This window comes from Breoghania sp. JC706, assembly GCF_037026715.1.
Lineage (GTDB): Bacteria > Pseudomonadota > Alphaproteobacteria > Rhizobiales > Stappiaceae > Breoghania.
On record NZ_JBANCG010000001.1, the window covers coordinates 665658 to 686913 of the forward strand.

At 65.3% G+C, this 21256-nt stretch carries 21 protein-coding genes; 12 read left to right on the top strand and 9 right to left on the bottom strand.

Annotated features, from left to right (window positions below):
- Window positions 1-22 precede the first annotated feature (22 nt).
- A complete protein-coding gene (locus tag V2L18_RS02995; protein WP_336176313.1) occupies window positions 23-457 on the top strand; it encodes a DUF1489 family protein in 435 nt (144 codons plus the stop codon).
- Between the two features lie 483 nt (window positions 458-940).
- Here V2L18_RS02995 and panC read toward each other — a convergent pair whose 3' ends face one another.
- Entirely contained in the window at window positions 941-1810 is an 870-nt protein-coding gene (panC, locus tag V2L18_RS03000) for a pantoate--beta-alanine ligase (protein ID WP_336176314.1), read from the bottom strand.
- A gap of 247 nt (window positions 1811-2057) precedes the next feature.
- Here panC and V2L18_RS03005 point away from each other — a divergent pair, with 247 nt between their 5' ends.
- Window positions 2058-2804, top strand: a complete 747-nt coding sequence (locus V2L18_RS03005) for a VWA domain-containing protein (protein WP_336176315.1) — start codon at window positions 2058-2060, stop codon at window positions 2802-2804.
- A 6-nt stretch (window positions 2805-2810) separates the two neighbouring features.
- On the top strand, window positions 2811-3536 hold the full coding sequence (locus V2L18_RS03010; RefSeq protein ID WP_336176316.1) for a DnaJ domain-containing protein: 726 nt from the start codon (window positions 2811-2813) through the stop codon (window positions 3534-3536).
- An 81-nt stretch (window positions 3537-3617) separates the two neighbouring features.
- On the opposite strand, the gene V2L18_RS03015 is transcribed toward V2L18_RS03010, so the two are convergent.
- Window positions 3618-5096, bottom strand: a complete 1479-nt coding sequence (locus V2L18_RS03015) for an SPOR domain-containing protein (protein WP_336176317.1) — start codon at window positions 5094-5096, stop codon at window positions 3618-3620.
- 482 nt (window positions 5097-5578) lie between these two features.
- On the opposite strand from V2L18_RS03015, the gene V2L18_RS03020 reads away from it, so the two are divergent.
- The 4 genes from V2L18_RS03020 (at window position 5579) to V2L18_RS03035 (ending at window position 10075) form a co-directional block, all read left to right on the top strand.
- A complete protein-coding gene (locus V2L18_RS03020) occupies window positions 5579-5902 on the top strand; it encodes a phasin family protein (RefSeq protein ID WP_336176318.1) in 324 nt (107 codons plus the stop codon).
- A gap of 904 nt (window positions 5903-6806) precedes the next feature.
- On the top strand, window positions 6807-7136 hold the full coding sequence (gene clpS / locus V2L18_RS03025; protein ID WP_336176319.1) for an ATP-dependent Clp protease adapter ClpS: 330 nt from the start codon (window positions 6807-6809) through the stop codon (window positions 7134-7136).
- A gap of 10 nt (window positions 7137-7146) precedes the next feature.
- A complete protein-coding gene (gene clpA, locus V2L18_RS03030) occupies window positions 7147-9582 on the top strand; it encodes an ATP-dependent Clp protease ATP-binding subunit ClpA (RefSeq protein ID WP_336176320.1) in 2436 nt (811 codons plus the stop codon).
- A 67-nt stretch (window positions 9583-9649) separates the two neighbouring features.
- Window positions 9650-10075 carry a hypothetical protein gene (locus tag V2L18_RS03035; protein WP_336176321.1) on the top strand — a complete coding sequence of 142 codons (426 nt, stop codon included), beginning with the start codon at window positions 9650-9652 and terminating at the stop codon, window positions 10073-10075.
- 125 nt (window positions 10076-10200) lie between these two features.
- Here the strand turns inward: V2L18_RS03035 and V2L18_RS03040 are convergent, their stop codons facing one another.
- Window positions 10201-10716 carry an AAA family ATPase gene (locus V2L18_RS03040; RefSeq protein WP_336176322.1) on the bottom strand — a complete coding sequence of 172 codons (516 nt, stop codon included), beginning with the start codon at window positions 10714-10716 and terminating at the stop codon, window positions 10201-10203.
- A gap of 200 nt (window positions 10717-10916) precedes the next feature.
- Between V2L18_RS03040 and V2L18_RS03045 the strand changes: the two genes are divergently transcribed.
- Together V2L18_RS03045 and V2L18_RS03050 are read left to right on the top strand one after the other, a co-directional pair.
- A complete protein-coding gene (locus tag V2L18_RS03045; RefSeq protein WP_336176323.1) occupies window positions 10917-11672 on the top strand; it encodes an AzlC family ABC transporter permease in 756 nt (251 codons plus the stop codon).
- Window positions 11669-12034, top strand: a complete 366-nt coding sequence (locus V2L18_RS03050; RefSeq protein ID WP_336176324.1) for an AzlD domain-containing protein — start codon at window positions 11669-11671, stop codon at window positions 12032-12034. The genes V2L18_RS03045 and V2L18_RS03050 overlap by 4 nt, the downstream gene beginning before the upstream one ends.
- 60 nt (window positions 12035-12094) lie before the next feature.
- Here V2L18_RS03050 and V2L18_RS03055 read toward each other — a convergent pair whose 3' ends face one another.
- The 4 genes from V2L18_RS03055 to V2L18_RS03070 form a co-directional block, all read right to left on the bottom strand.
- Window positions 12095-12523 carry an HIT family protein gene (locus V2L18_RS03055; protein WP_336176325.1) on the bottom strand — a complete coding sequence of 143 codons (429 nt, stop codon included), beginning with the start codon at window positions 12521-12523 and terminating at the stop codon, window positions 12095-12097.
- A gap of 188 nt (window positions 12524-12711) precedes the next feature.
- Complete coding sequence (locus V2L18_RS03060; protein WP_336176326.1) at window positions 12712-14124, bottom strand: GNAT family N-acetyltransferase; 1413 nt, start codon at window positions 14122-14124, stop codon at window positions 12712-12714.
- A 380-nt stretch (window positions 14125-14504) separates the two neighbouring features.
- Window positions 14505-15266: a glycerophosphodiester phosphodiesterase family protein gene (locus tag V2L18_RS03065; protein ID WP_336176327.1), complete on the bottom strand. Its 762-nt coding sequence runs from the start codon at window positions 15264-15266 to the stop codon at window positions 14505-14507.
- A gap of 27 nt (window positions 15267-15293) precedes the next feature.
- A complete protein-coding gene (locus V2L18_RS03070; RefSeq protein ID WP_336176328.1) occupies window positions 15294-15758 on the bottom strand; it encodes a RidA family protein in 465 nt (154 codons plus the stop codon).
- A 406-nt stretch (window positions 15759-16164) separates the two neighbouring features.
- Between V2L18_RS03070 and V2L18_RS03075 the strand changes: the two genes are divergently transcribed.
- From V2L18_RS03075 to V2L18_RS03085, 3 genes are all read left to right on the top strand, one after another.
- Entirely contained in the window at window positions 16165-16968 is an 804-nt protein-coding gene (locus V2L18_RS03075) for a DUF1849 family protein (protein ID WP_336176329.1), read from the top strand.
- Window positions 16969-17244: 276 nt separating this feature from the next.
- Window positions 17245-18729, top strand: coding sequence for a tyrosinase family protein (locus V2L18_RS03080; protein WP_336176330.1), 1485 nt, complete (start codon window positions 17245-17247; stop codon window positions 18727-18729).
- A 99-nt stretch (window positions 18730-18828) separates the two neighbouring features.
- Window positions 18829-19395: a hypothetical protein gene (locus V2L18_RS03085; protein WP_336176331.1), complete on the top strand. Its 567-nt coding sequence runs from the start codon at window positions 18829-18831 to the stop codon at window positions 19393-19395.
- A 35-nt stretch (window positions 19396-19430) separates the two neighbouring features.
- Here the strand turns inward: V2L18_RS03085 and V2L18_RS03090 are convergent, their stop codons facing one another.
- Both V2L18_RS03090 and V2L18_RS03095 read right to left on the bottom strand, forming a co-directional pair.
- Window positions 19431-20741 (bottom strand): DNA polymerase IV, encoded by a 1311-nt coding sequence (locus V2L18_RS03090; RefSeq protein ID WP_336176332.1) that lies wholly within the window; start codon window positions 20739-20741, stop codon window positions 19431-19433.
- 119 nt (window positions 20742-20860) lie between these two features.
- On the bottom strand, window positions 20861-21235 hold the full coding sequence (locus tag V2L18_RS03095; protein WP_336176333.1) for an Rrf2 family transcriptional regulator: 375 nt from the start codon (window positions 21233-21235) through the stop codon (window positions 20861-20863).
- Window positions 21236-21256: the final 21 nt, after the last annotated feature.

Sequence of the window (21256 nt, forward strand, 5' to 3'; positions counted from 1 at the left end):
CGCGCCTGCTAAATCTCAGGCCATGACCCTCCATCTCGTCAAACTCTGTGTCGGCGTCGAGTCCGTCGAGGACCTTCAGGCCTGGATCGATTTCTCGCGTGAGGAGGCGCGCGCCGCCGGCCGCGAATGGGAGCGCTCCCACGTCACCCGCATGGTGCCCTCGCGCCGCGACGAGATTCTCGATGGCGGGTCGCTCTACTGGGTGATCAAGGGCATGATCCAGGTGCGCTCGCCGCTCGTGGACATCCGCCCCTTCACCGATGCCGCCGGCATCAAGCGCTGCGAGCTGGTGATGGAGCCGCTCTTGGTGCGCACCGAGACCCAGCCGCGCCGCCCGTTCCAGGGCTGGCGCTACCTCAAGCCCGAGGACGCCCCGCGCGACGCGCACACGGTCGCCGCCGCTCCCGACATGCCGGAAGATATGCGCCGGGAACTGGCGGAGCTGGGGCTGCTGTAGGGGCGCGGGATTTCGCGCGCGGGGCCGGTGGGCGTGTTCGAGGGCGTGGCCCATCCTTCGAGACGGCCCTTCGGGCCTCCTCAGGATGACGTTATCGGGTGGTTGGCTTCTTCAAATTCATCAACACACACGCGTCATCCTGAGAGCTTGGTCCGGAAATGGTAACCGGCTCTTCGCGTCGAATTCTCCGCGCCTTCATACCCCTCCATCGTCATCACCCGGCACCCGCTTTCGCGGGCACAGGCTCCGTCCGGGTGATCCAGCGCGCGCACCGAATGCTGCGGCTGGCGATGGATTGCCCGGACGGAGCCTGTGCCCGCGAAAGCGGGTGCCGGGCAATGACGATGGAGGGGCCATGAGGGGGAATAACCGAAAGCGCATAGCCCGATACCAATTCCGGGCCGGGCTCTCAGGAGGCGGCGCAGACGCCGTCTCGGAGGATGGGCCGCAAGGTCCACATCGGCCATACGCGCAATCTACCCGTTACGCGGCAGCAACGCCCATGTTGTCGATCAGTCGCGTCGTGCCGATGCGGGCGGCGACGAGCAGGCGGCGGGGGGCGTTGGGACGGGGCGCGGAAAGCGTTTCCGCGTCGCACAGCGACAGGTAATCGACCGCAAAGCCCTCGCGCTCCAGCGCGGCGCGGCCGTCGGCAAGCGCGGCTTCGACAGGCGCGCCGGCCTCAAGCGCGATCACCACATGCCTCAGCACCGCCGGTAGGCGGCTGGCGGCGCGTCGGGCGGCGGCATCCAGATAGGCGTTGCGCGAGGAAAGCGCCAGATCGTCGGCCTCGCGCACCGTCGGCCGGCCGACGATCTCGGTGCCGATATTGAGATCGCGGGCGAGCCGCTTCACCACCAGAAGCTGCTGGTAGTCCTTCTCGCCGAAGACCGCGTAATGCGGGCGGGCGGCGAGCAGCAGCTTCGTGACCACCGTTGCGACGCCTGCGAAGAAATGCGGGCGGAAATCCGTCTCCAGTCCCGCGGAGGGACCGCCGACGGTGACGGTGGTGGCAAACCCGTCCGGATACATCTCCGCCGCGTTGGGCGCGAAGACCACCTCGACACCGTGCCCGGTCAGCTTTTCCACGTCCGCCGCCTCGGTGCGCGGGTAGGCGTCGAAATCCTCGCCGGGGCCGAACTGGGTCGGATTGACGAAGATGGAGACGACGACCGCGTCGGCCTTTTCGGCGGCGGCTTTGACAAGCGACAGGTGGCCGGCGTGCAGCGCACCCATGGTGGGAACCATGGCAATGGTGCGGCCGTCCCTGCGGCAGCCGTCTGACCAGGCCTGCAGATCCTGGGTGGTGCGAATGAGGCGGGGTGTTGCAGAATGTGTCGCCGGGGCCGTCACGGGCTCTCTCCGGATTGTTCGTTTGGGGATGCTCTAAGACGACTAGAACAGAGCAACTCTTCTTTCGTTCAGGTGAGTCCGCCCGAACGCAGGCTGCTCTAGCAGAGCGCGGGCGCGAATGCACCAATCTTGAGCAATCGCACGCGATTGCGACCGCGCGGCGGTGCAAAACATCCGCCTTTCTTGCGGCGGAGCGGCCGGCACTCCAAATTGGGGGGAACCAGACCGCGTGAGGAGGACCCCGACCATGGGCGAGGAGAAGACGCCGACACGCCGCGACGCCGCCGCCGCGCCTGAGGTGCGGCAGCGCTCCAGCCGTGGCGAGATCGACGCCTTTCTGGAAAAGACGCGGGCGCTTGCGGCGGAAAAGCCGGCGGGTGCGTCTGGACGCGGGCGGCTGATCTTCGCGCTCGATGCCACCATGAGCCGCCAGCCGACCTGGGACCGGGCCTGCGCCATTCAGGGCGACATGTTCTCCGTCACCGCCGCGATCGGCGGGCTCGATGTGCAGCTCGTCTATTTCCGGGGCCTTGGCGAATGCCGGGCGAGCAAATGGGTGAGCGACGGCAAGAGGCTTGGCAACCTGATGAGCCGCATCACCTGCCGGGGCGGGCATACCCAGATCCGCAAGGTGCTGCGCCACGCCATCAACGAGACGCGCACGCGCAAGGTTCAGGCGCTCGTCTATGTCGGCGACTGCATGGAGGAGAGCGCCGACGATCTCTGTGCGCTCGCAGGCGAACTGGGCTTGCTGGGCGTGCCGGCCTTCGTTTTTCAGGAGGGGACGGACCCGGGCGCGGAGCCGACGTTTCGCGAGATCGCGCGGCTGACGGGCGGGGCGTTCTGCCGGTTTTCCTCAGCCTCGGCGAAGGAACTGCGCGATCTGCTGGGCGCGGTCGCGACCTATGCGGCGGGCGGGCGGGCCGCGCTTGAGGATCTCAATGCGCGCGGCGATGCCGGTGCGCGGCTTCTCATCGGCCAGATGCGGAGTTAGGGCGCGATGGCATTCTTCATCATAGGCGCGGTGCTGCTGCTGCTCGTGCTTCTCTTCGCCAATTCGTTCGTGTCCGCCGACCCCGCGCGGCTCGCCTTCTGGGTGAAGATGACGAGCGGGGTGTTGCTGCTGGCGGTGGCTGCGATCTTTCTCGTCTTCGGCCGGTTGGCGTTCGCGCTGCCGATCGGCGCGCTGGGGCTCTCCGTGCTCGGCTGGGGTGGAGTGCCGGGGTTTTCGTCGACCCGGTCGCGGCCCTCACCGGGCAAGCGCTCCACGGTGCGTTCGGCCATGCTGGAAATGGAACTCGATCACGATACCGGCGATCTCGCCGGCGGGGTAATCGCGGGGGCCTTCGAGGGCCGCAGTCTCGACGCGCTGTCGCGCGAGGAGATGCTGGCCCTGTGGCAGGAAACGGCGGGCGACGGGGAGAGCCGCGCCCTACTCGAAGCTTATCTCGACCGCCGGCATCCCGGATGGCGTGTAGACTTCGAGGCGGATGGCGCAGCGCGGCAGGACGGAACGCCTGGCGCGGGCCCCATGAGCGAGGAGGAGGCCTATCAGGTGCTTGGGCTTGCGCCCGGCGCCGGGGAGACGGAAATCCGAGCGGCCCACCGGCGGCTCATGCTTCGGATGCACCCCGACCAGGGGGGCTCGACGTTCCTTGCGGCCAAAATCAACGAGGCCAAGGACAGGCTTCTCAGAAATCATGGATCCTCCCGTACGCGAAACTAGCTGGAGGCGGGAAGGCGACAGCCTTCCAAGAAACGGCCGGAGGACGAAACGCTCCGCCGGCCGCAGGCGACACTTCGGACTTCACTGGGTGGCGTAGCAGCCGATCTTCATCCTCTTCAGCGACTTGCAGGTCGCGATTGCGGCGTCCTGGTTGGCGAAACCGGCAAAGCGGGCGCGGTACAGCGTCTGTCCGCCGCTCTGGATGGCCTCGGTGAAGGGCTTGCGGCCCTTGAGGGTCTTGCCGGCCTTGTCGCGGGCCTTTTTCAGCATTTCCAGCGCGCCGGCCTCGGTGGGAGCGGCGGCGATCTGGACGTGCCAGCCGGCCGGGCGCTCGGGAACGGCGGCGGGGGCGGGATCGGCGCTGGCGACGGTGAGCGTGGTCGCCTTCGGGCTCTTCGGCTCGGCCGCGGGCATGCCGGTGATCTCGGCCTTGCGGGCGATGTCGTGGGCGCGCGCGATGGCGGCGCTGATGGCCTTGGGCGCCGGGACGACACTGGCCGTCTCGATGGTTGATTCGGGATCCGTATCGCCTTCGGCAAGTGCGGGCGGCACCAGATCCTCGGTGGTATCCGTGGTCTCGGCGTCGTCAACGACCTCCTGAACCGGCGGCAGCGGCACGTCGGCCACGACAATGGGGGCGACGGGGGTCGTCTCGCCGGGCTTGGCGGAGGGCAGAGGCGCACGCCGCGCGATGATGATGGAATCGCGCTTGCTGCCGCGGCTCGCCTTGGGCAGGTATTCGGCGATCAGCTCGCGCATCTGCGCGTCGCGCGAGCGGCCGGTGCGTCCGCCGAAGACGACGGCGACGATGTGACGGCCGTTCTTGCGCACAGAGGTGACGAGGTTGAACCCGGAGGCGCGGATATAGCCGGTCTTGATGCCGTCCACGCCCTCCACCCGGCCGAGCAACTTGTTGTGGTTGCCATAACGGCGACCCTTGTAGGTGAAGACGCGGGTCGAGAAATACTTGTAGTAGGTGGGGAAGCGCTCCTGGATGGCGCGCCCCAGCCGGGCCATGTCGGCGGCGGTGGTGTACTGGTGGCTGTTGGGCAGGCCGGAGGCATTGCGGAACTGGGTGTTGCGCATGCCGAGCTGGTGGGCGGTGCGCGTCATGCGGCGCGCGAAGGCGGGCTCGGAGCCCTCGATGTTCTCGCCCACGGTGGCCGCTACGTCGTTGGCCGACTTGGTGACCAGCGCCAGGATGGCGTCGCGCACCTTGATCGTGTCGCCGGGGCGCAGCCCGACCTTGGAGGGGGGCATGCCGGAGGAATGGCGCGAGGCCTTGAGCGGCGTGTCGAGCGACATGCGGCCCGCTTCCAGTTCCTCAAACAGGATGTAGAGCGTCATGATCTTGGTGAGCGAGGCGGGGTAGCGACGGGAATTGGCGCTGTTTGAATAGAGCACCTTGCCCGTCTTGGCGTCGACCACGATCCCGGCATATTTGCTGTTGGCCGAAGCAGGCGGCGCCGCGACGAGCGTGGCGGCAACGGCGATACAAACGATCGCCCATGCCCTGATCAGCGTCGACAGCGTAGCGGACCGACGGTTACGCGAATGCATGATGGAGACAAACTCATTACCGGCCGGGTTTGCTGCGCTCCCGGCCTGAACACATTGACGCTTTCGGACGCGCGTGGCCACGGATCCTGTCCGCCCGCGTTGGGCCTGATCGCCCGCGCGCCTTCGGTTTCGACGCCTGCCACCCCGGGGTTCGACGTCTCCTCGTCCGGCTCGCCCCGCCTTGTGCGGTAGCCGGATCCGACGGCCGGATATCAATGCCCGGGCCGTTCGGAAGATGTGTCTGCAGGATGAAGAAACGCGGTTACGAATCGGTAAAGCCCGCGGGACAAATTGTGCGAATGCGTCTCACTCCGGGACGCGGGCTTAAAATATCGCAGTGCAATATTCAGAGCTTGACATATTTTGTGCAGTGCATATAAAGGAAGATATTGTCGTGGGTGCCGGGAGCTCCACGGGGGCTTCGTCGCGTGTGCGGATCCGGGTGCAAAGCGAAGATGGAGTTTCGTAAGATGATTAACGGAATGGATGAATTTCAGAAGGCCTCGAAAGAAGGCATGGACGTTGCCACCAAGAGCTTTGGCGCCGTCTCCAAGGGGCTGCAGGCGATCGCGTCCGAGTATGCCGATTTCTCCAAGAAGTCCGTCGAGGAGTCGACCGCCGCGTTTGAGAAGATGATCGCCGCCAAGTCGCCGGACAAGGCCTTCGAGGTCCAGTCGGACTATATGAAGAGCGCCTACGAGAGCATGATCAGCGAGTTCAACAAGCTGTCGGAGATGTATCTCGATCTCGGCAAGGAAGCCTACAAGCCGTACGAAGGCTTCGCCGGCAAGGTCGCCTCGAAGTAGCGCGAGCGGGGCACTCGCCCGGCTCGAAACGGTTTCCCGTGATGGGGCGGTGATGGGGGAAGCGGAGGTCCGGCACGCCGGGCCTCTTTCTGTTTCTGCCGCTTGTTTCCGGAAAAAGGCTGGTCAGAAAATGGTCGTTGGTTCTTTGCCCCGAGTTCCACGCGTCTTCATACTCCTCCCCATCATGTCCCACCGTCGTCATCACCCGGGGAAGTCCGGGTGATCCGGTGCGTGCCCGGAATGCTGCTTGTGGCGGTGGATCGTCCGGACTTCGCCGGGCAATGACGGCGGGGGGCATGAGGGGGAGGGCGCGAAAGCGCACAGCCCGATGCCATTCGGACCTGCCTCTCCGGACGGTTTCCCCCGCCGGTTTGACGGCATTTCGCGGCGTAACGGCGATCACGGGGTTTTGTTTCCGCTTCGCCAAGGTTGCCGCGTCCTCCACATGCGCCGTCTCCCCTTGCGATTATTCGCGGTAGCGGGGGACGTTTTCCTTGAGATTTTCATGGATTTGACCGGGCGAATGCGGACAAGCCCCATTGCGCCGCCCGGCAAGCGGCTTACAATTCCGACAATGTGGCCTACATAATTGGGTGAGCGTGATTTGGCAGGCCGACGTGTCGTCGGCCTTGTCAGGGCGGACGCAGCCAGAAGTTGGTTCTGCGGGGCGCCGGTGTCGGCCGGTCGTGCGGGGGCTTGTCGAACGGGACCCGCGAACAACATTCGTGACGAGAGACATGTCACGAGGGCGCCGGCGTGGACGAGAGAAAATTGGGCGGGCCCGATCCGGGCCGCCTTTGATGAAACGATGGTGCCGGCCGGGGCGTGCGGGTCCAGGGCGGCCAGGACAAACGGCAGGGCTGGTCGGCCGCGCGGGGTCGGCGGCAAGGCAGGCCGGACGGGGATGAGTAAAGACAATCGTCAGGATAATGACGGTGACACGGGCACCGTCGTCGTAACCAAGACACGGCCGAAAACCAAGCGGCCGAACATGTATCGCGTGCTGCTGCTGAACGACGACTACACGCCGATGGAGTTCGTCGTTCATGTACTGGAGCGGTTCTTTCAGAAGAACCAGGAGGACGCCACCCGCATCATGCTTCACGTTCACCACCACGGTGTCGGGGAGTGCGGGGTGTTCACCTACGAGGTCGCCGAGACAAAGGTGACCCAAGTCATGGATTTCGCGCGCAAGCATCAGCATCCGCTGCAATGCGTCATGGAGAAGAAATAAGGGGACCCACGTGCCGTCATTCTCCCGCAGCCTGGAAAAAGCCCTGCATCAGGCGCTCGCCTATGCAAACGATCGCAACCAGGAATATGCGACGCTGGAACACCTTCTGCTGGCCCTGATCGACGATCAGGACGCGGCCGCCGTCATGCGGGCGTGCAACGTCGATCTCGACCTCCTGCGGCGCAACCTCATCGAATATATCGACACCGAACTGGAAAACCTCGTCCATGACACGGACGACGATTCCAAGCCCACGGCCGGTTTCCAGCGCGTCATCCAGCGCGCCGTGATCCACGTGCAGTCGTCCGGCCGCGAGGAGGTGACCGGCGCCAACGTGCTCGTGGCGATTTTCGCCGAGCGCGAGAGCCACGCGGCCTATTTCCTGCAAGAGCAGGACATGACCCGCTACGACGCGGTCAACTACATTTCGCATGGCATCGCCAAGCGCTCCGGCGCGTCCGAGCACCGTCCGGTGCGCGGCGTGGAGGAGGACGCGGCGACGGTGGAGGATCAGGAGACGTCGAAGAAAAAGACGGATGCCCTGGAGGCCTATTGCGTCAACCTCAACGAAAAGGCGCGCAACGGCAAGATCGACCCGCTGATCGGGCGAGACACGGAAATCCAGCGCACCATTCAGGTTCTTTGCCGGCGCCAGAAGAACAATCCGCTCTTCGTCGGCGACCCCGGCGTGGGCAAGACCGCGATCGCGGAAGGCCTAGCCCGGCGCATCGTCAACGGCGACGTGCCGGAGGTCCTTCGCGACTCGACCATCTTCTCGCTCGACATGGGCGCGCTTCTGGCCGGAACCCGCTATCGCGGCGACTTCGAGGAGCGGCTGAAGCAGGTCGTGAAGGAGATCGAGGACTATCCCGGCGCGATCATGTTCATCGACGAGATCCACACCGTGATCGGCGCGGGCGCGACCTCGGGCGGGGCGATGGATGCCTCCAATCTGCTCAAGCCTGCGCTTGCATCGGGCACGATCCGCTGCGTCGGCTCCACCACCTACAAGGAATACCGGCAGTTCTTCGAGAAGGACCGGGCGCTTGTCCGCCGCTTCCAGAAGATCGACGTGAACGAGCCGTCGGTGACCGACGCGATCGCGATCCTGAAGGGGCTGAAGCCCTATTTCGAGACCTATCACAAGGTCCGCTACACCAACGACGCGATCAAGACGGCGGTGGAACTGTCGGCCCGCTACATTTCCGACCGCAAGCTGCCGGACAAGGCGATCGACGTGATCGACGAGACCGGCGCCTCGCAGATGCTGCTGCCGGAAAGCCGGCGCCGCAAGACCATCGGCGTGAAGGAGATCGAGACGACCATCGCGACCATGGCCCGCATCCCGCCGAAGTCGGTTTCGCGCGATGACGCGGAGATGCTGTCGGGCCTGTCGGCCTCGCTCAAGCGTGTGGTCTACGGTCAGGACGCGGCGATCGATGCGCTGTCGTCGGCGATCAAGCTGGCGCGCGCGGGTCTGCGCGAACCGGAAAAGCCGATCGGCTCTTACCTGTTCTCCGGCCCGACCGGCGTCGGCAAGACCGAGGTCGCCCGTCAGCTCGCGTCCTCGCTGGGCGTGGAGCTGATCCGCTTCGACATGTCGGAATACATGGAGCGCCACACCGTCTCGCGGCTGATCGGCGCGCCTCCGGGCTATGTCGGCTTCGACCAGGGCGGGCTTCTGACCGACGGCGTCGACCAGCACCCGCATTGCGTGCTGCTGCTCGACGAGATCGAGAAGGCGCATCCGGACCTGTTCAACATCCTGCTGCAGGTCATGGATCACGGCAAGCTGACGGACCACAACGGCAAGTCGGTGGATTTCAGGAACGTCATCCTAATCATGACCACCAATGCCGGCGCGGCCGACATGGCGAAGGAAGCGATCGGGTTCGCGCGCACCAAGCGCGAAGGCGACGACAAGGAAGCGATCAACCGGCTGTTCACGCCGGAGTTCCGCAACCGGCTCGACGCGATCATCGCCTTCGGCAACCTGCCGATGGAGGTCGTCTACCAGATCGTCAACAAGTTCGTCATGCAGCTGGAGGCGCAGCTTGCCGACCGCGGCGTGACGTTCGAGCTGACCGACGAGGCGGTGAAGTGGCTTGCGGACAAAGGCTACGACCAGCAGATGGGCGCCCGCCCGCTGGCCCGCGTGATCCAGGACAACATCAAGCAGCCGCTGGCTGACGAGGTGCTGTTCGGCAAGCTGCAGAAGGGCGGCACGGTGAAGGTGTCGGTGGAGACGCCGGAAGGCGGCAAGCCGGGCCTGAAGCTGGAGGCCATCGAGGATATGCCGGTCCAGCCGAAGAAGCCGAGCGCCCAGAAGAAGCGCAAGGCGTCGGCGAAGGCGAAGTCGTCGGGTTCCGGCAGCGGCTCCAAGGGCGGCAGCGGCGGCGCGGATCCCAAGCGCTCGCTGGTGCCGAAGGTGCCGCTGGCGGATTAGAGGCGGTCGCTGGTGAATGAGAAAAAGGGGCAGGTCGAAACTGCCCCTTTTGCTTAAGGGGCGAGTGATGCGGCTTGGCCGGATCGAAGAGCGTATATTAAAGCATATCCCAGGCGGATCGCTCCGACATGGTCGACGAGAAATCGCTCAAACACTTGTATCTTTCTGCAAGGCGATCATTTTCTCGATCGTCATGTTTTCGATCGCGCCGTCGGTTCTGGCCGATGAGGGCGATTGCGATCTGACTGTTCGTTTTGGCAGCTATTGTTGTGGTCCGGATCCTGAGGCGATCGAAATCGTCCGGCGTCTTTTGAAGGACATGCCTGGTGTGGTGCAGGTTACCAAAATCCCGTGGCAGTTTGCGCGGGAAGGAGAGTTCGACCTGTGCGTCGAGACTCGGGACGAGGCGATGGCGCGCAGGACTTTCGATCGCATTCGGCAGGGCTTGCCCGCTACCAGAAGACGAGGCTGGCAGGCGCTGATTTTGCCTTGAGCATATCCTTGTCGATCAGGTTGAACTAATCTGATCGATAAGAATATGCTCAAGGTATTGATCTGCGGCGATTTCTTATCGTTCAGACGATTCCGTCTGAACGATAGGCGCTCTTACGGGATGAACTATCGCACCGGGTGGTAAAGCAGCCGTCTCAGGATCAGCGAGACGGCTTCCGCGACCGGGGTTGTGGCGGTGTCGATGTGCAGATCCGCGTCGTGCCAGGGCGTGTAGTCGCGGGCCTCGACGGCGGGCCAGTCCGGCAGGCTGCCGCCGGGGATGTCGAGGGTGCGCGTTTCCACCCTCCCGCGATGCTCCACACTGTCGGAGCACAGGATCTCCACGCCGAGCATCGCGGCGCGGGCGCGTTCGGCAGCCTCGGCGAAGATCGTCCGTGTCAGCGGCCACGGGTTGACGCAATCGGTGATGACGTCGTGGCCGAGGCGCAGGTTGGATGCGGCAAGCGCTGCGGCGACGTGATAGCCTTCCGGCCCGATGTCGCGCGAGGGGCCGTGGGCGCGCAAGGAGGCCTCGATCTCGTCGATCCGCAGGAACACCGCGCCCGTCCGTTTCGAAAGTGCCGCCGCGATCGTCGATTTTCCCGTTCCCGGAAGGCCTGCAAACGCAATCAGCGTCGCCATCGCATTCTCCTGCAAATCGCCGCGAAACTACCCGCTGATCGCCTGCCGCTCCAGCGCTGCCGGCCTTTGTCCGGCGGACATCAGCTATGCATCCACTGCATGGGGATTTGTCTTCCCCATGCGTCAGGCGGGCTGACCTTGCGGCCGCCGCTTGTTAGGGTGTCCATCCCGCCTTTCCGAACCACGAGTGGATTCGTCTCTTGCCCGATCCCGACGACAGTCTCCCCCAGCCGCAGCCGCGGCTTGCCACCCATGTCTGGTTTTTCCGCGGCGCGCGGGCGATCGTGTCGCTTCCCGCCGTCATCCTGACTGCTGCCTTCATCGGCTATGCGGGACTTGCGCGCGAGAGCGGGCTGTCGCTCGGCGAAACGCTGATGCTGACCGGGCTCGTCTGGGCGCTGCCTTCCATCGTGGTGATGACCGGGGCGATCACGTCAGGAATGGGACTTCTGCCGGCGGCCATCGCCGTGGCGCTCGCCTCGGTGCGGCTGATGCCGATGACCGTGGCGCTCCTGCCGATCCTGCGCGAGGAGGAGGGCCGCACGCCGCGCTGGAAACTGTTTCTCGCCTCGCACTTCGTGGCGGTGACGGCCTGGGTCTATGCCATGATCCACCTGCCGCACCTGCCCAGGGAGGGGCGGCTGCCGTTCTTCCTTGGGTTCGGCGTGACGATCTCCGCCTTCGTGTTCTGCATGACCGGCATCGCCTATGAACTGGTGGGCGAGATGCCGACGCCGGTGACCGCGGCGCTGTTCCTGCTGACGCCGGTCTATTTCCTGTGCTCGCTGTGGGGCGCCTCGAAGCTGTCGTCAGAGAAGGCGTCGATGGTGGCCGGGCTGGTGCTGGGACCGGTCTTCTACGTCTACCTGCCGGGGCTCGACCTTCTGTGGACCGGACTTCTCGGCGGCACGCTCGCCTATGCGGGTACGCGGATCGCCCGGGCGGTGCGGCCATGAGCGGGGATGCGATGAGCGCGGCGGCCGATGCGTGGTGGTGGCCCTATGTGATGATCGTGGTCGCCGGCTGGCTCGCCACCGACATCTGGCGCTGGATCGGCGTGCTGGTGGCCGGGCGCCTGCGCGAGGACAGCGAGTTCCTCGGCTGGGTCAAGGCGGTGGCGACCGCGCTTGTGGCCGGCGTGATCGCGCGGCTGATCCTTTTTCCCTCCGGCGCGCTGGAAGGCGCGCCGCTGTGGCTGCGGATCGGCGCGGCGCTTCTGGGCTTTGTCGCTTTCCTCGCCGCCGGCCAGCGGCTCATCGTCGGCGTGCTGACGGCGGAGGCGCTGCTGATCGGCGGCTGGCTGGCGCTGGGGCTGTGAGCGCGACCCCTTGAGGGCGCGCGCTTGCAAGGTCCCCGGTCGGCCCCCTTTGCGAAAGGGTCAGGCGAATGCCCTGCGGATCTGTTCGGCCTGCGAGGCAAGCACGTCCTGATCGCCCATCTCGCCCGTGTGCGGACGCAGGCTCACGCCGGTGAAGCGCGGGATGACGTGGACGTGGGTATGGAACACGGCCTGGCCGCCCGCTTCTTCGGAAAACTGCTGGATGGTGCAGCCGTCGGCGTCGAAGGCGGCCACGGTGGCGCGGGCAACCGTCTGCACCGTCGCCATCAGGGCGGCGAGGTCGGCGGGAGCGATGTCGAAGATGTTGCGCGAGGCGGCTTTCGGGACCACCAGAACGTGCCCGTCGCCGCGCGGCATGACGTCCATGAAGGCCAGGGTGCTGTCGTCCTCGTAGACCTTGTGGCAGGGCAACTCGCCACGCAGGATCTTGGCGAAGACGTTCTGGTCGTCATACTCGGGCGTGGTCATGGACCTGGTTTCCATTGCTTGTTGCTGAAATCGCTTTTCCTATAGCGCAGAATCGCCTGGCGCAAAACGCTGGCCAAGGGCGGGAACAGGCGGTTGCGCGGCGCCGTTCGAGCATCCGTCAAGGCGACGGGGCCACAGGCGCGGACGGTCGTTTCCCTGAGCCCTGCCTGCGAAAAGCCCGAGTCGTTTCAGCGCTCTGGCACGGGGCCTTCGCCCCGTCTGTAAGGGGCGTGCTCGCTCAGGATCTCCTGTTCCTCGGCGACCGCCCTGCGCTCCTCCTCCAGATAATCCTCCACCGCACGGCGCAGGCCCGGGTGGGCGATCCAGTGGGCGGACCATGTCGTCTCCGGCAGGTAGCCGCGCGCCAGCTTGTGGGACCCTTGCGCGCCCGCCTCTACCCGGGCGAGCCCGTGCTCGATCGCATAATCGATCGCCTGATGGTAGCAGAGCTCGAAATGCAGGAAGGGGTGATCCTCCACGCAGCCCCAGTAGCGGCCGTAGAGCGTGTCGGAGCCGATCATGTTGAGCGCGCCGGCGATGTAGCGCCCGCTGCGTCTGGCCATGATGAGCAGCACGCGCTCGCCCATCCGCTCGCCGAGAAGGGAGAAGAAGGTGCGGTTCAGATAGGGCCGGCCCCATTTGCGCGAACCGGTGTCCATGTAGAATTCGAAGAACGCGTCCCAGTGGTCTTCGGTGATGTCCTTGCCCGTCAGCCATTCCACGGTGATGCCGCCTTCCAGCGCCTCGCGCCGTTCGCGCTTCACGGCCTTGCGCTTGCGCGAGGCGAGGGAACCCAGGAAATCGTCGAAGGTGGCGTAGCCGTGGTTGGGCCAGTGGAACTGGCGGTCGGTGCGGATGAGAAAGTCGCCGCGCTCCAGAAACGCCGCTTCCGCCTTCGGCAGGAAGGTGAGGTGAACGGAGGAGGTGCCGAGCTGGTCGCATAGCTGATGCAGGCCGGAGGCAAGCACCGCGCGGCCGGTGTCGCGGTCGATGTCGGGCCCGACGAGCAGGCGCCGGCCGGTCGCCGGCGTGAACGGCACGGAGACCTGAAGCTTGGGATAGTAGCGCCCGCCCGCGCGCTCAAACGCATCGGCCCAGCCGTAGTCGAAGACGTATTCGCCCTGGGAATGGGTCTTCACGTAACAGGGCGCTGCTGCGAGCGGGGTGCCCGAGCCATCTTCCAGCACGAGGTGCTGGCCGAGCCATCCGGTCTTGCCGACCGCGCAGCCTGCCTCTTCGAGTGTATGTAGAAATGCGTGTGAAACGAAGGGGTTGAAGCTGGTTTCTTGAGGATTTGATTCCGCTACCTGAGACGGTGATTCAAGTGTCTCAGCTTCTGATTCAAGCGGTTCGGACGCGGCATCGGGAACTTCACGTATCGATTCACCTGCCTTGCAATCCGATTCAAGGCCCGCGCGATTTCGCTCCGGTTTCAGAGGTTTGGCGGCGGAGACGGGGAGCTGCGCATCTTCAGGCAGAGATTCAAGTCGGCCGCCGGGGCCGAGTGTCCAGCCGGGATTGGCCACCCGATCCCATTGGCGGGCCGGGATATCGGCAAGGGTGGAGTGGACGCGGATGATGTGCTCGGAACTGTCGGTCATCGCTCGCCGGTTCGGGGAGAGGGCATGCGGATGAATTTAGTGCATTGCGGCGGGAGTTCTATAGGGCGGCTGCGAAGAAGGTGGAGTGTGGGGGCGAGCGGAAGGGGCGCGAGGCGATGGGAATGACAGTCCCCGCTCTCTGTCATCATTGCCTGAGAAATGGGCCCCACATTCGATGTCATTCCCGCGGAGGCGGGAATCCAGCAACCACAGGATCAAACCATGAGGCAAAAGACGCGGCGCCTCTGGGATGCTGGATCCCCGCCTGCGCGGAGATGACAATCGCGGGTGTGGCTGTGATCCCGGCTTCCATGCTCGCCAAGACAGAGTTGACGAGGACGGAAAGGGCCCGTCGGGCGGGCGAGACGCCGCGCCCCTCCCTAAAGACGATCCGGATCGAAGCCTTCGAAGACGATCTGGTCGGCGTGGCGGGCGGCGGTGGCGCGGTCGTCGGCGGTGCGCACCGTCCAGGTCATCACCGGCACGCCGAAAAGATTGCGCAGGACCCAGGGCGCGGGCGCAGGCAGGGAGTGGACGCCATAGGAAATGAAATCCGGCCTCGTGCGCGGCCAGTGCAGCATGTTGCGCAGGATGAAGCGCTCCATCAGCCCGAAGCGCCGGCGCCATTCGTCGGAGCGGGTATCCTCCGCCAGGATGCCGCGCGGGATGGCAGGCGCAAGGGCGCGGACGTTGGCGAGCATTTCCGGATCGAAGGTCTTCAGCGCCACCGGGCCGTCATAGGCGACAAGCCTTTCGGTCACGGCCTTGACGAAGGCGCGCTGGCCGTCGCGGGCGTTGAGCGATTTCAGCTCGATGACCAGCGGCACCCGGCCGGCGACCAGCGCGAGCAGGGCATCGAGATCCCACAAATGGTCGGAGCCGTCGCGCATCGGGATCTGCACGAGATCGACCAAAGCGCGGGCGCGCACCGGGCCGCTCTCGCGGGTCAGCCGGTCGAGCGTGTTGTCGTGGAAGACGAGGGCACCCTGATCGGCCGTTTCCTGAAGATCGACCTCGATGGCAAAACCGCGCTCCACCGCCGCCGCGACCGCCGAGGGCGAATTCTCGATGCGGCCGGCGGAGGCATCGTGCAGGCCACGATGGGCGATCGGACGGGCGGTGAGCCAGGCGGGGGCGGACATGGTTTGCTTGTCCTGTCAGGGTGCCGTTCAGGCGAGTTCGAAGATCGCCTCGATCTCCACCGCCACACCGAGCGGCAGGGCGGCGACGCCGACGGCGGAGCGGGCATGTTTGCCCTTGTCGCCGAGCGCCTCGACCATCAGGTCGGACGCGCCGTTGACGACCTTCGGCTGATCCGTGAAATCGGGCGTGGAGTTGACGAAACCGGTGAGCTTGACGAGGCGCGCGATGCGGCCGAGGTCGCCGGTCGCGGCCTTCGCCTGGGCGAGCAGGTTGATGGCGCACAGGCGGGCGGCCTTCTGGCCGTCTTCGACCGAAAGGTCCTCGCCGCAGCGACCCTTGATGAGCGCGCCGGAGGCACCGAAGGGCAACTGGCCGGAAATGTAGAGGTGCAGACCGCTGACGACGAAGGGCACGTAGTTGGCGGCCGGCGCGGCGGGGCTCGGCAGGACAATGCCGAGATCGGCGAGCCGCTTTTCGATCGGACCGGTCATGGAAGGCTCCAGTTGAAGGGCTTGTGCAGTCAAAACGAGGTCGCGACATTGGCGCAAATCGGTGCGGGCGGCAACAGGGTTGTCCGGCCGTTCTCCTCGCCGAGCAAGGGCGGCGTCGGCGTGCTGCTCGTGCGAAATGCGGTTCGTTCCTCCAACGGCACTCTGGCATGGAATGGCGATCTGGCGCATGGTGGGGAAGATGTTGGCTGACAGGGGCTGTCCGGTCCGCTCCGTTTCGAAAGGCTTGTCGGTGTTGCAGTTCGGTTTGCGTTCCTTTTCGCTTTCGCCCGCCTTTTTCGGCGCCCGTCGCCCTTTTCCGGCGCGCGCTTGCCCGGGGCTGGCCGCCGCCGGCCTTGCGGCGCTGCTGTCCGCTTCCCTGCCGGCCGCCGCGCAAGAGCCGGCCGCCATGGCACCGGCCGTCCTTGCATCGGGGGACCTCGCCCCGCATCGGGCGGTCTACGATCTGAAGCTCGGCGATTCCTCCGACCGGTCCGGCATCGCGGCGGTTGACGGGCGCATCGTCTACGAGACCAGCGGGTCGACCTGCGACGGCTACACCTCGACATTCCGGCTGGTGATGCGGGTTTTCGATACCAAGGGCGGCTCGCAGCTCTCCGACCTGCAGACCTCGGCTTACGAATCGGCCGACGGGTTCGACTTCACCGTGCGCACCTTCGCCAACGGTGTCGCCACCGAGGACACGCTCGGCCGGGCGCGGCACCAGGACGATACGGTCATAGTCGATCTGAAGCGGCCGGAGGAGGAGAGCATCACCTTGCAGGGCAAGGCGCTGTTCCCGATCGAGCACACGCGCGCGATCATCGCCGCCGCCAAGGCCGGCAAGCGCATTCTGCAGGCCGATACCTTCGACGGTTCGGAGAGCGGGCGCGCGATCTTCCCGACGCTGTCGGTCATCGGCAAGGAAGTTGATCCGGCGCAGCGCGAAGCCCCGAAGGCCGGCAAGCGCGGCGAGGACGACGCAGCGGCGGTCGCCGTCATCGGCAAGGGACGGGCGTGGCCGGTGACGGTAAGCTTCTATGCGCCGAACATGCCGATGGAGGAGAGCGAGCCGGTCTATTCGATCTCCTTCCTCCAGTATGAAAACGGCGTCACGCGCCGGATGCGGCTCGACTACGGCGACTTCTCCGTCATCGGCAAGCTGAGCGCGTTCGAATACCAGGAGCCGGCGGCGCCTTGCCCGGGGAACTGAGGGCTGGCACCGGCGATAGCGAGCGCATCGCACGATGATTTCCAAGGCAATTTCTTAAGTATGTTCGGCAGTATATTCGGTTAGGCTGTCTGCTTGCGTGGATACGGTGCCGCGCGGATATATATTATATGCTAAATATTTTATTAAATGGATATATTTTCTTTATTGTCGTTTCGGACATTATTGAATGTATTCTCTGATAGGTATTCAATATTCATGTAATGAGAATTTTCTAAACATTATTTGATTGACATGTTGCTATGGGAGGGGCCTGCCATGTCGATTTCGCTTCATCGTAGATCATTTCTTCTGGCTGGAGCCGGCGCGGGCGCGCTGGCCATGGCGTCGCGGCTCGGCATTACACGGGCGCATGCGGCCAATGACGGCCCGTTGCGTGTTCGTCGCAATATTTCGACGATGAAACCGGACGATCCGTATTTTGCCGACTACGCCGAGGCGGTGAAAGCCATGCACGAGCTTTCGCAGGAGGAAGACACGCGCAGCTGGCGGCAGCAATCGCTCATCCATATCAACCACTGTCCGCACGGGAGGCCGGACTTCGCCGCCTGGCACCGGCAATATCTCGTCTATTTCGAGCGTATCTGCGGCGCGCTTATCGGCAAGCCGGAGTTCGCGCTCGGCTATTGGGACTGGACGACGAATTCCGGCCGGCTGCCGGGCGCCTTCTTCGCTGCCGGACCGCTCAACGTCACCTTCTGGAACGATCCCTCGGATGCACAGTCGGACAATTGGGGGCCTTACGAGGTGACGACGGTGGGCACGCGGAACCTGACGCCGACATTCGGCTTGCAGGATGATCCTGTCCGCGGCGGCGCTTTCACCGCCCAGACCATCAGTTCCATTCAGCGCATTCCGGCGTTCTCGCCGTACCAGACGGCGCTGGAGGGAACGCCGCACAATTCCGGGCACGTGGTCACCGGTACACCGAACGGCCATATGATCGACGGCATGTCTCCGCTTGATCCGGCTTTCTGGATGCATCACGGCAATGTCGACCGGCTGTGGGCGGAGTGGCAGGCGGCGGGCAACACGACGCCGTCCCAGCCCCAGGTCTACAACGACCAGTTCTACGATACGGACGGCAAGCCGGTTGCGAACGTTACGGCTCAGTCGGGCGTCGATTTCCGCTCGCTCGGCTATACCTACGACACGCTGACCGACATGGCGATGAGGGAGGTGAGCTCGACCTTCCAGTTGCCGGAGGAGAAAAACCAGTCGGCGCTGAGCGGCATCGCGGCCCCCAGGCTGGAGCCGGATGTGCTCTCCACCGTCTCCGCCGACGAGACCGCACGGCTGAATGTGGCCGTCGATATCCCGGTCGCCGTCCCCGAACTCGTCTCCGTTCTCTTCCGCAGCCGGACCTACCGGCCGACTTTCGGGTTCGGCGAGAAGCGGCTGGCGGTTGAATCCGGGCGCATCTATGCGCGACTTGTGGACGTGGAGCCCAATGCCGCGGCCACGAAACTGCTGACCAATGTTTTCGTCAACTGTCCGTACCTGTCGCCGCAGACGCCCTACAGCGACGCGAATTATGCCGGCAGTTTCGCGTTCTTCGGCATGGCGATGCCGCGCACGTTCGTCATCGACATCACCGATCCGATCCGCACGCAGGCCGGGCAGGGGCGCATTTCGACCGACAATATCAAGGTCCAGCTCATGCCTGTGGCCTCCACCGGAGCGGAGAAGGACGCGGAAGAGGCGAGTTACAAGGTCGGCAAGATCGAGATCTTCGCGATCTGAGGGGCCGAGGGAAAGCGAGCGGAAACCGGGCGGCGGCCATCTCGCCGTCCGGCCGGATTTCCGGGCACCTTCGTACCCGTGAGCCTCTTGAATTGTGCCATGGCAAAGCTGATCTCTTGCCTATCGCACTCTCGGATCGCTCTGGAATCACTCTGGGATGAAGCGGACATGCGTGCCATGGTCTTGGCGGGACTGCTAGCCTGGGGCGTGGCCGGATCGGCGGCCGCGTGCGGGGCAAGTGCGCAAACACCTTCCCCAACGTCAGAGGCGCAGGGCCAGCCGCCGATGACGGCGGGCGAAAAGATGGATGCGAAAATCACCGTTTCGGTTCCCGCGGAGGCTGAGCGGAGCGCGGGGCCGTTGCTTCTTGAATTGACATTGAAGCCGGTGTCGCTCGCTCCGGGCGAGCCGTTCCTCGTGGGTATCGATCTCTACCATGAGGGCGATGACGGGTCGAAGCGGGAAACGGCGCCGCTTGGCACGGTCGCGTTTTTCCCGCCGCCGCAGGTCGGTCGCGAACAATCCTTTATCGTTGCGCTTCCGAAGGCCAGCCTTGCCGGGCTTGTGGGTCCGGTGCCCTTCCGCGTCTTCCTCATTCCGGCAAGCGCGGGGCAATCTCTGGGTGCGACCAGGGTCGAGGTCGTCGGAGCCCGGTTCTCATCCTGACGGCGCCCCGCGCCAACTCCGATGAACCCTTCGGTTCATGTCGCCCTTTTCCACACCAGCCCCAGCTCCACCGCGTCCTTGCCGAATTTCTCCCTGAGGCTGTCCACGGCGTGCTCGGCCTTGGCTGCGCGGGTGGCGGCCTCGTCGACGAGGTCGGCGGGGTCGGCGAAGGCGGCGTCGCAGAGGTCCGCGACGCCGATGCCGAGAAGGCGGAAACGGCGGCCGTCGGTTTCGCCCGCCAGAAGATCGCGGCCCATGCGGAAGATGCGGTCGGCGAGCTGGGTCGGGTCGGCAAGCTGGCGCGAACGGGTGTGGGTGCGGAAATCCGGCGTCTTCAGCTTCAGCGTCACCGTGCGTCCGGCAATGCCCGCCTTCTTCAGCCGGAACGAGACCTTTTCGGAAAGTCGCCGCAGGATCTTCACAAGTTCCGAAGGGTCCGAGATATCCGTGTTGAAGGTGGTTTCGGCCGAAACGCTCTTGGCCTCGCTGTCCGGGTTCACCTTGCGCGCGTCGTGGCCGCGGGCAAGCCGGGCAAGGCGCAGGCCCATGGCGCCGTAGCGCCGGGCGAGATCCGTCTCATCCGCCGTCTGAAGCTGCGCGATCGTGCGGATGCCGTCGGCGGCGAGCTTCGCCTCCAGCGCCTTGCCCACGCCCCAGATGCGCGAAACCGGCAGGCCGGCCAGCAGCGACACGGTTTCGGCCCGGCCGATGACGGAAAAGCCGCGCGGCTTGTCCATGTCGGAGGCGAGCTTGGCGAGGAACTTGTTGTGCGACAGCCCGACGGAGACGGTGATGCCGACCTCGCGCTCGACGCGCGCGGCAAAGCGGGCCAGCGTTTCGGCAGGTGCGGCGTGGTGCAGGCGCTCGGTGCCGGTGAGATCGAGGAAGGCCTCGTCGATGGAAAGCGGCTCCACCAGGGGCGTGAGGTCGCGCATCATGGTGCGGATCTCGCGGCCCACCCGGCCGTATTTCTCCATGTTCGGCGGCATCACCACCGCATCCGGGCACGCCTCAAGCGCCTTGAACATCGGCATGGCCGAATGCACGCCGGAAATGCGGGCGATGTAGCAGGCGGTGGAGACGACGCCGCGCGTGCCGCCGCCGATGATCAGCGGCTTGTCGGCAAGCGAAGGGTCGTCGCGCTTCTCGATGGAGGCGTAGAAGGCGTCGCAATCGATGTGGGCGATGGCGAGTTCGCCCAGTTCCGCATGCGCGACGATGCGCGGGCTGCCGCAGGACGGGCAGCGCGGCGCTCGCGCGCGCAAACTCCCCGGCGCCAGAGGCGTCAGGCAGTCGCGGCAAAGCGCCTTGAGCGTCCGGCCCGGCGGTGGGGCGCCTGGTTGCATGCGAGAATGATCCGTGGTGTGCGACAGGGGACAAGTATAGCGCAAGGGCAGGGCAGAGGCACGCGGCAGGCACGACGGCATTCGGCGTGATCGCCTCTGCCTGGGGAGAAAAAGCCGTCTCAGACGATGTCGGCGAGCGTCTTGCCGTCGAAGACCGCCAGGAAGGCAGTGAGCCCCTGATCGAACAGCCGCGTCAGCTTGCAGTGGCGCATGGGGCAGCCCTCGCAATCGAGCAGGATCAGGTTCTCCTGCCGGCGGATCAGCTGGCCGAGATCGATCTCAGCCGGCGGGCGGGCCAGCCGCCATCCGCCGTTCTTGCCCGGAACCGCCGTCGCCAGCCCGGCGGCGGAGAGGCTCTGCGCCACCTTCTTCAGATGCTGCGCCGAGATGCCGTAGACGCGCGCGACCTCGGCAATTGTCACGAGCCGATCCGGCTCCTGCGCCAGACACATCAGAAACCGCAGGGAAAAGTCGGTGAACTGGGTGATTTTCATCGCTCGACGGAGGTCTCCGCA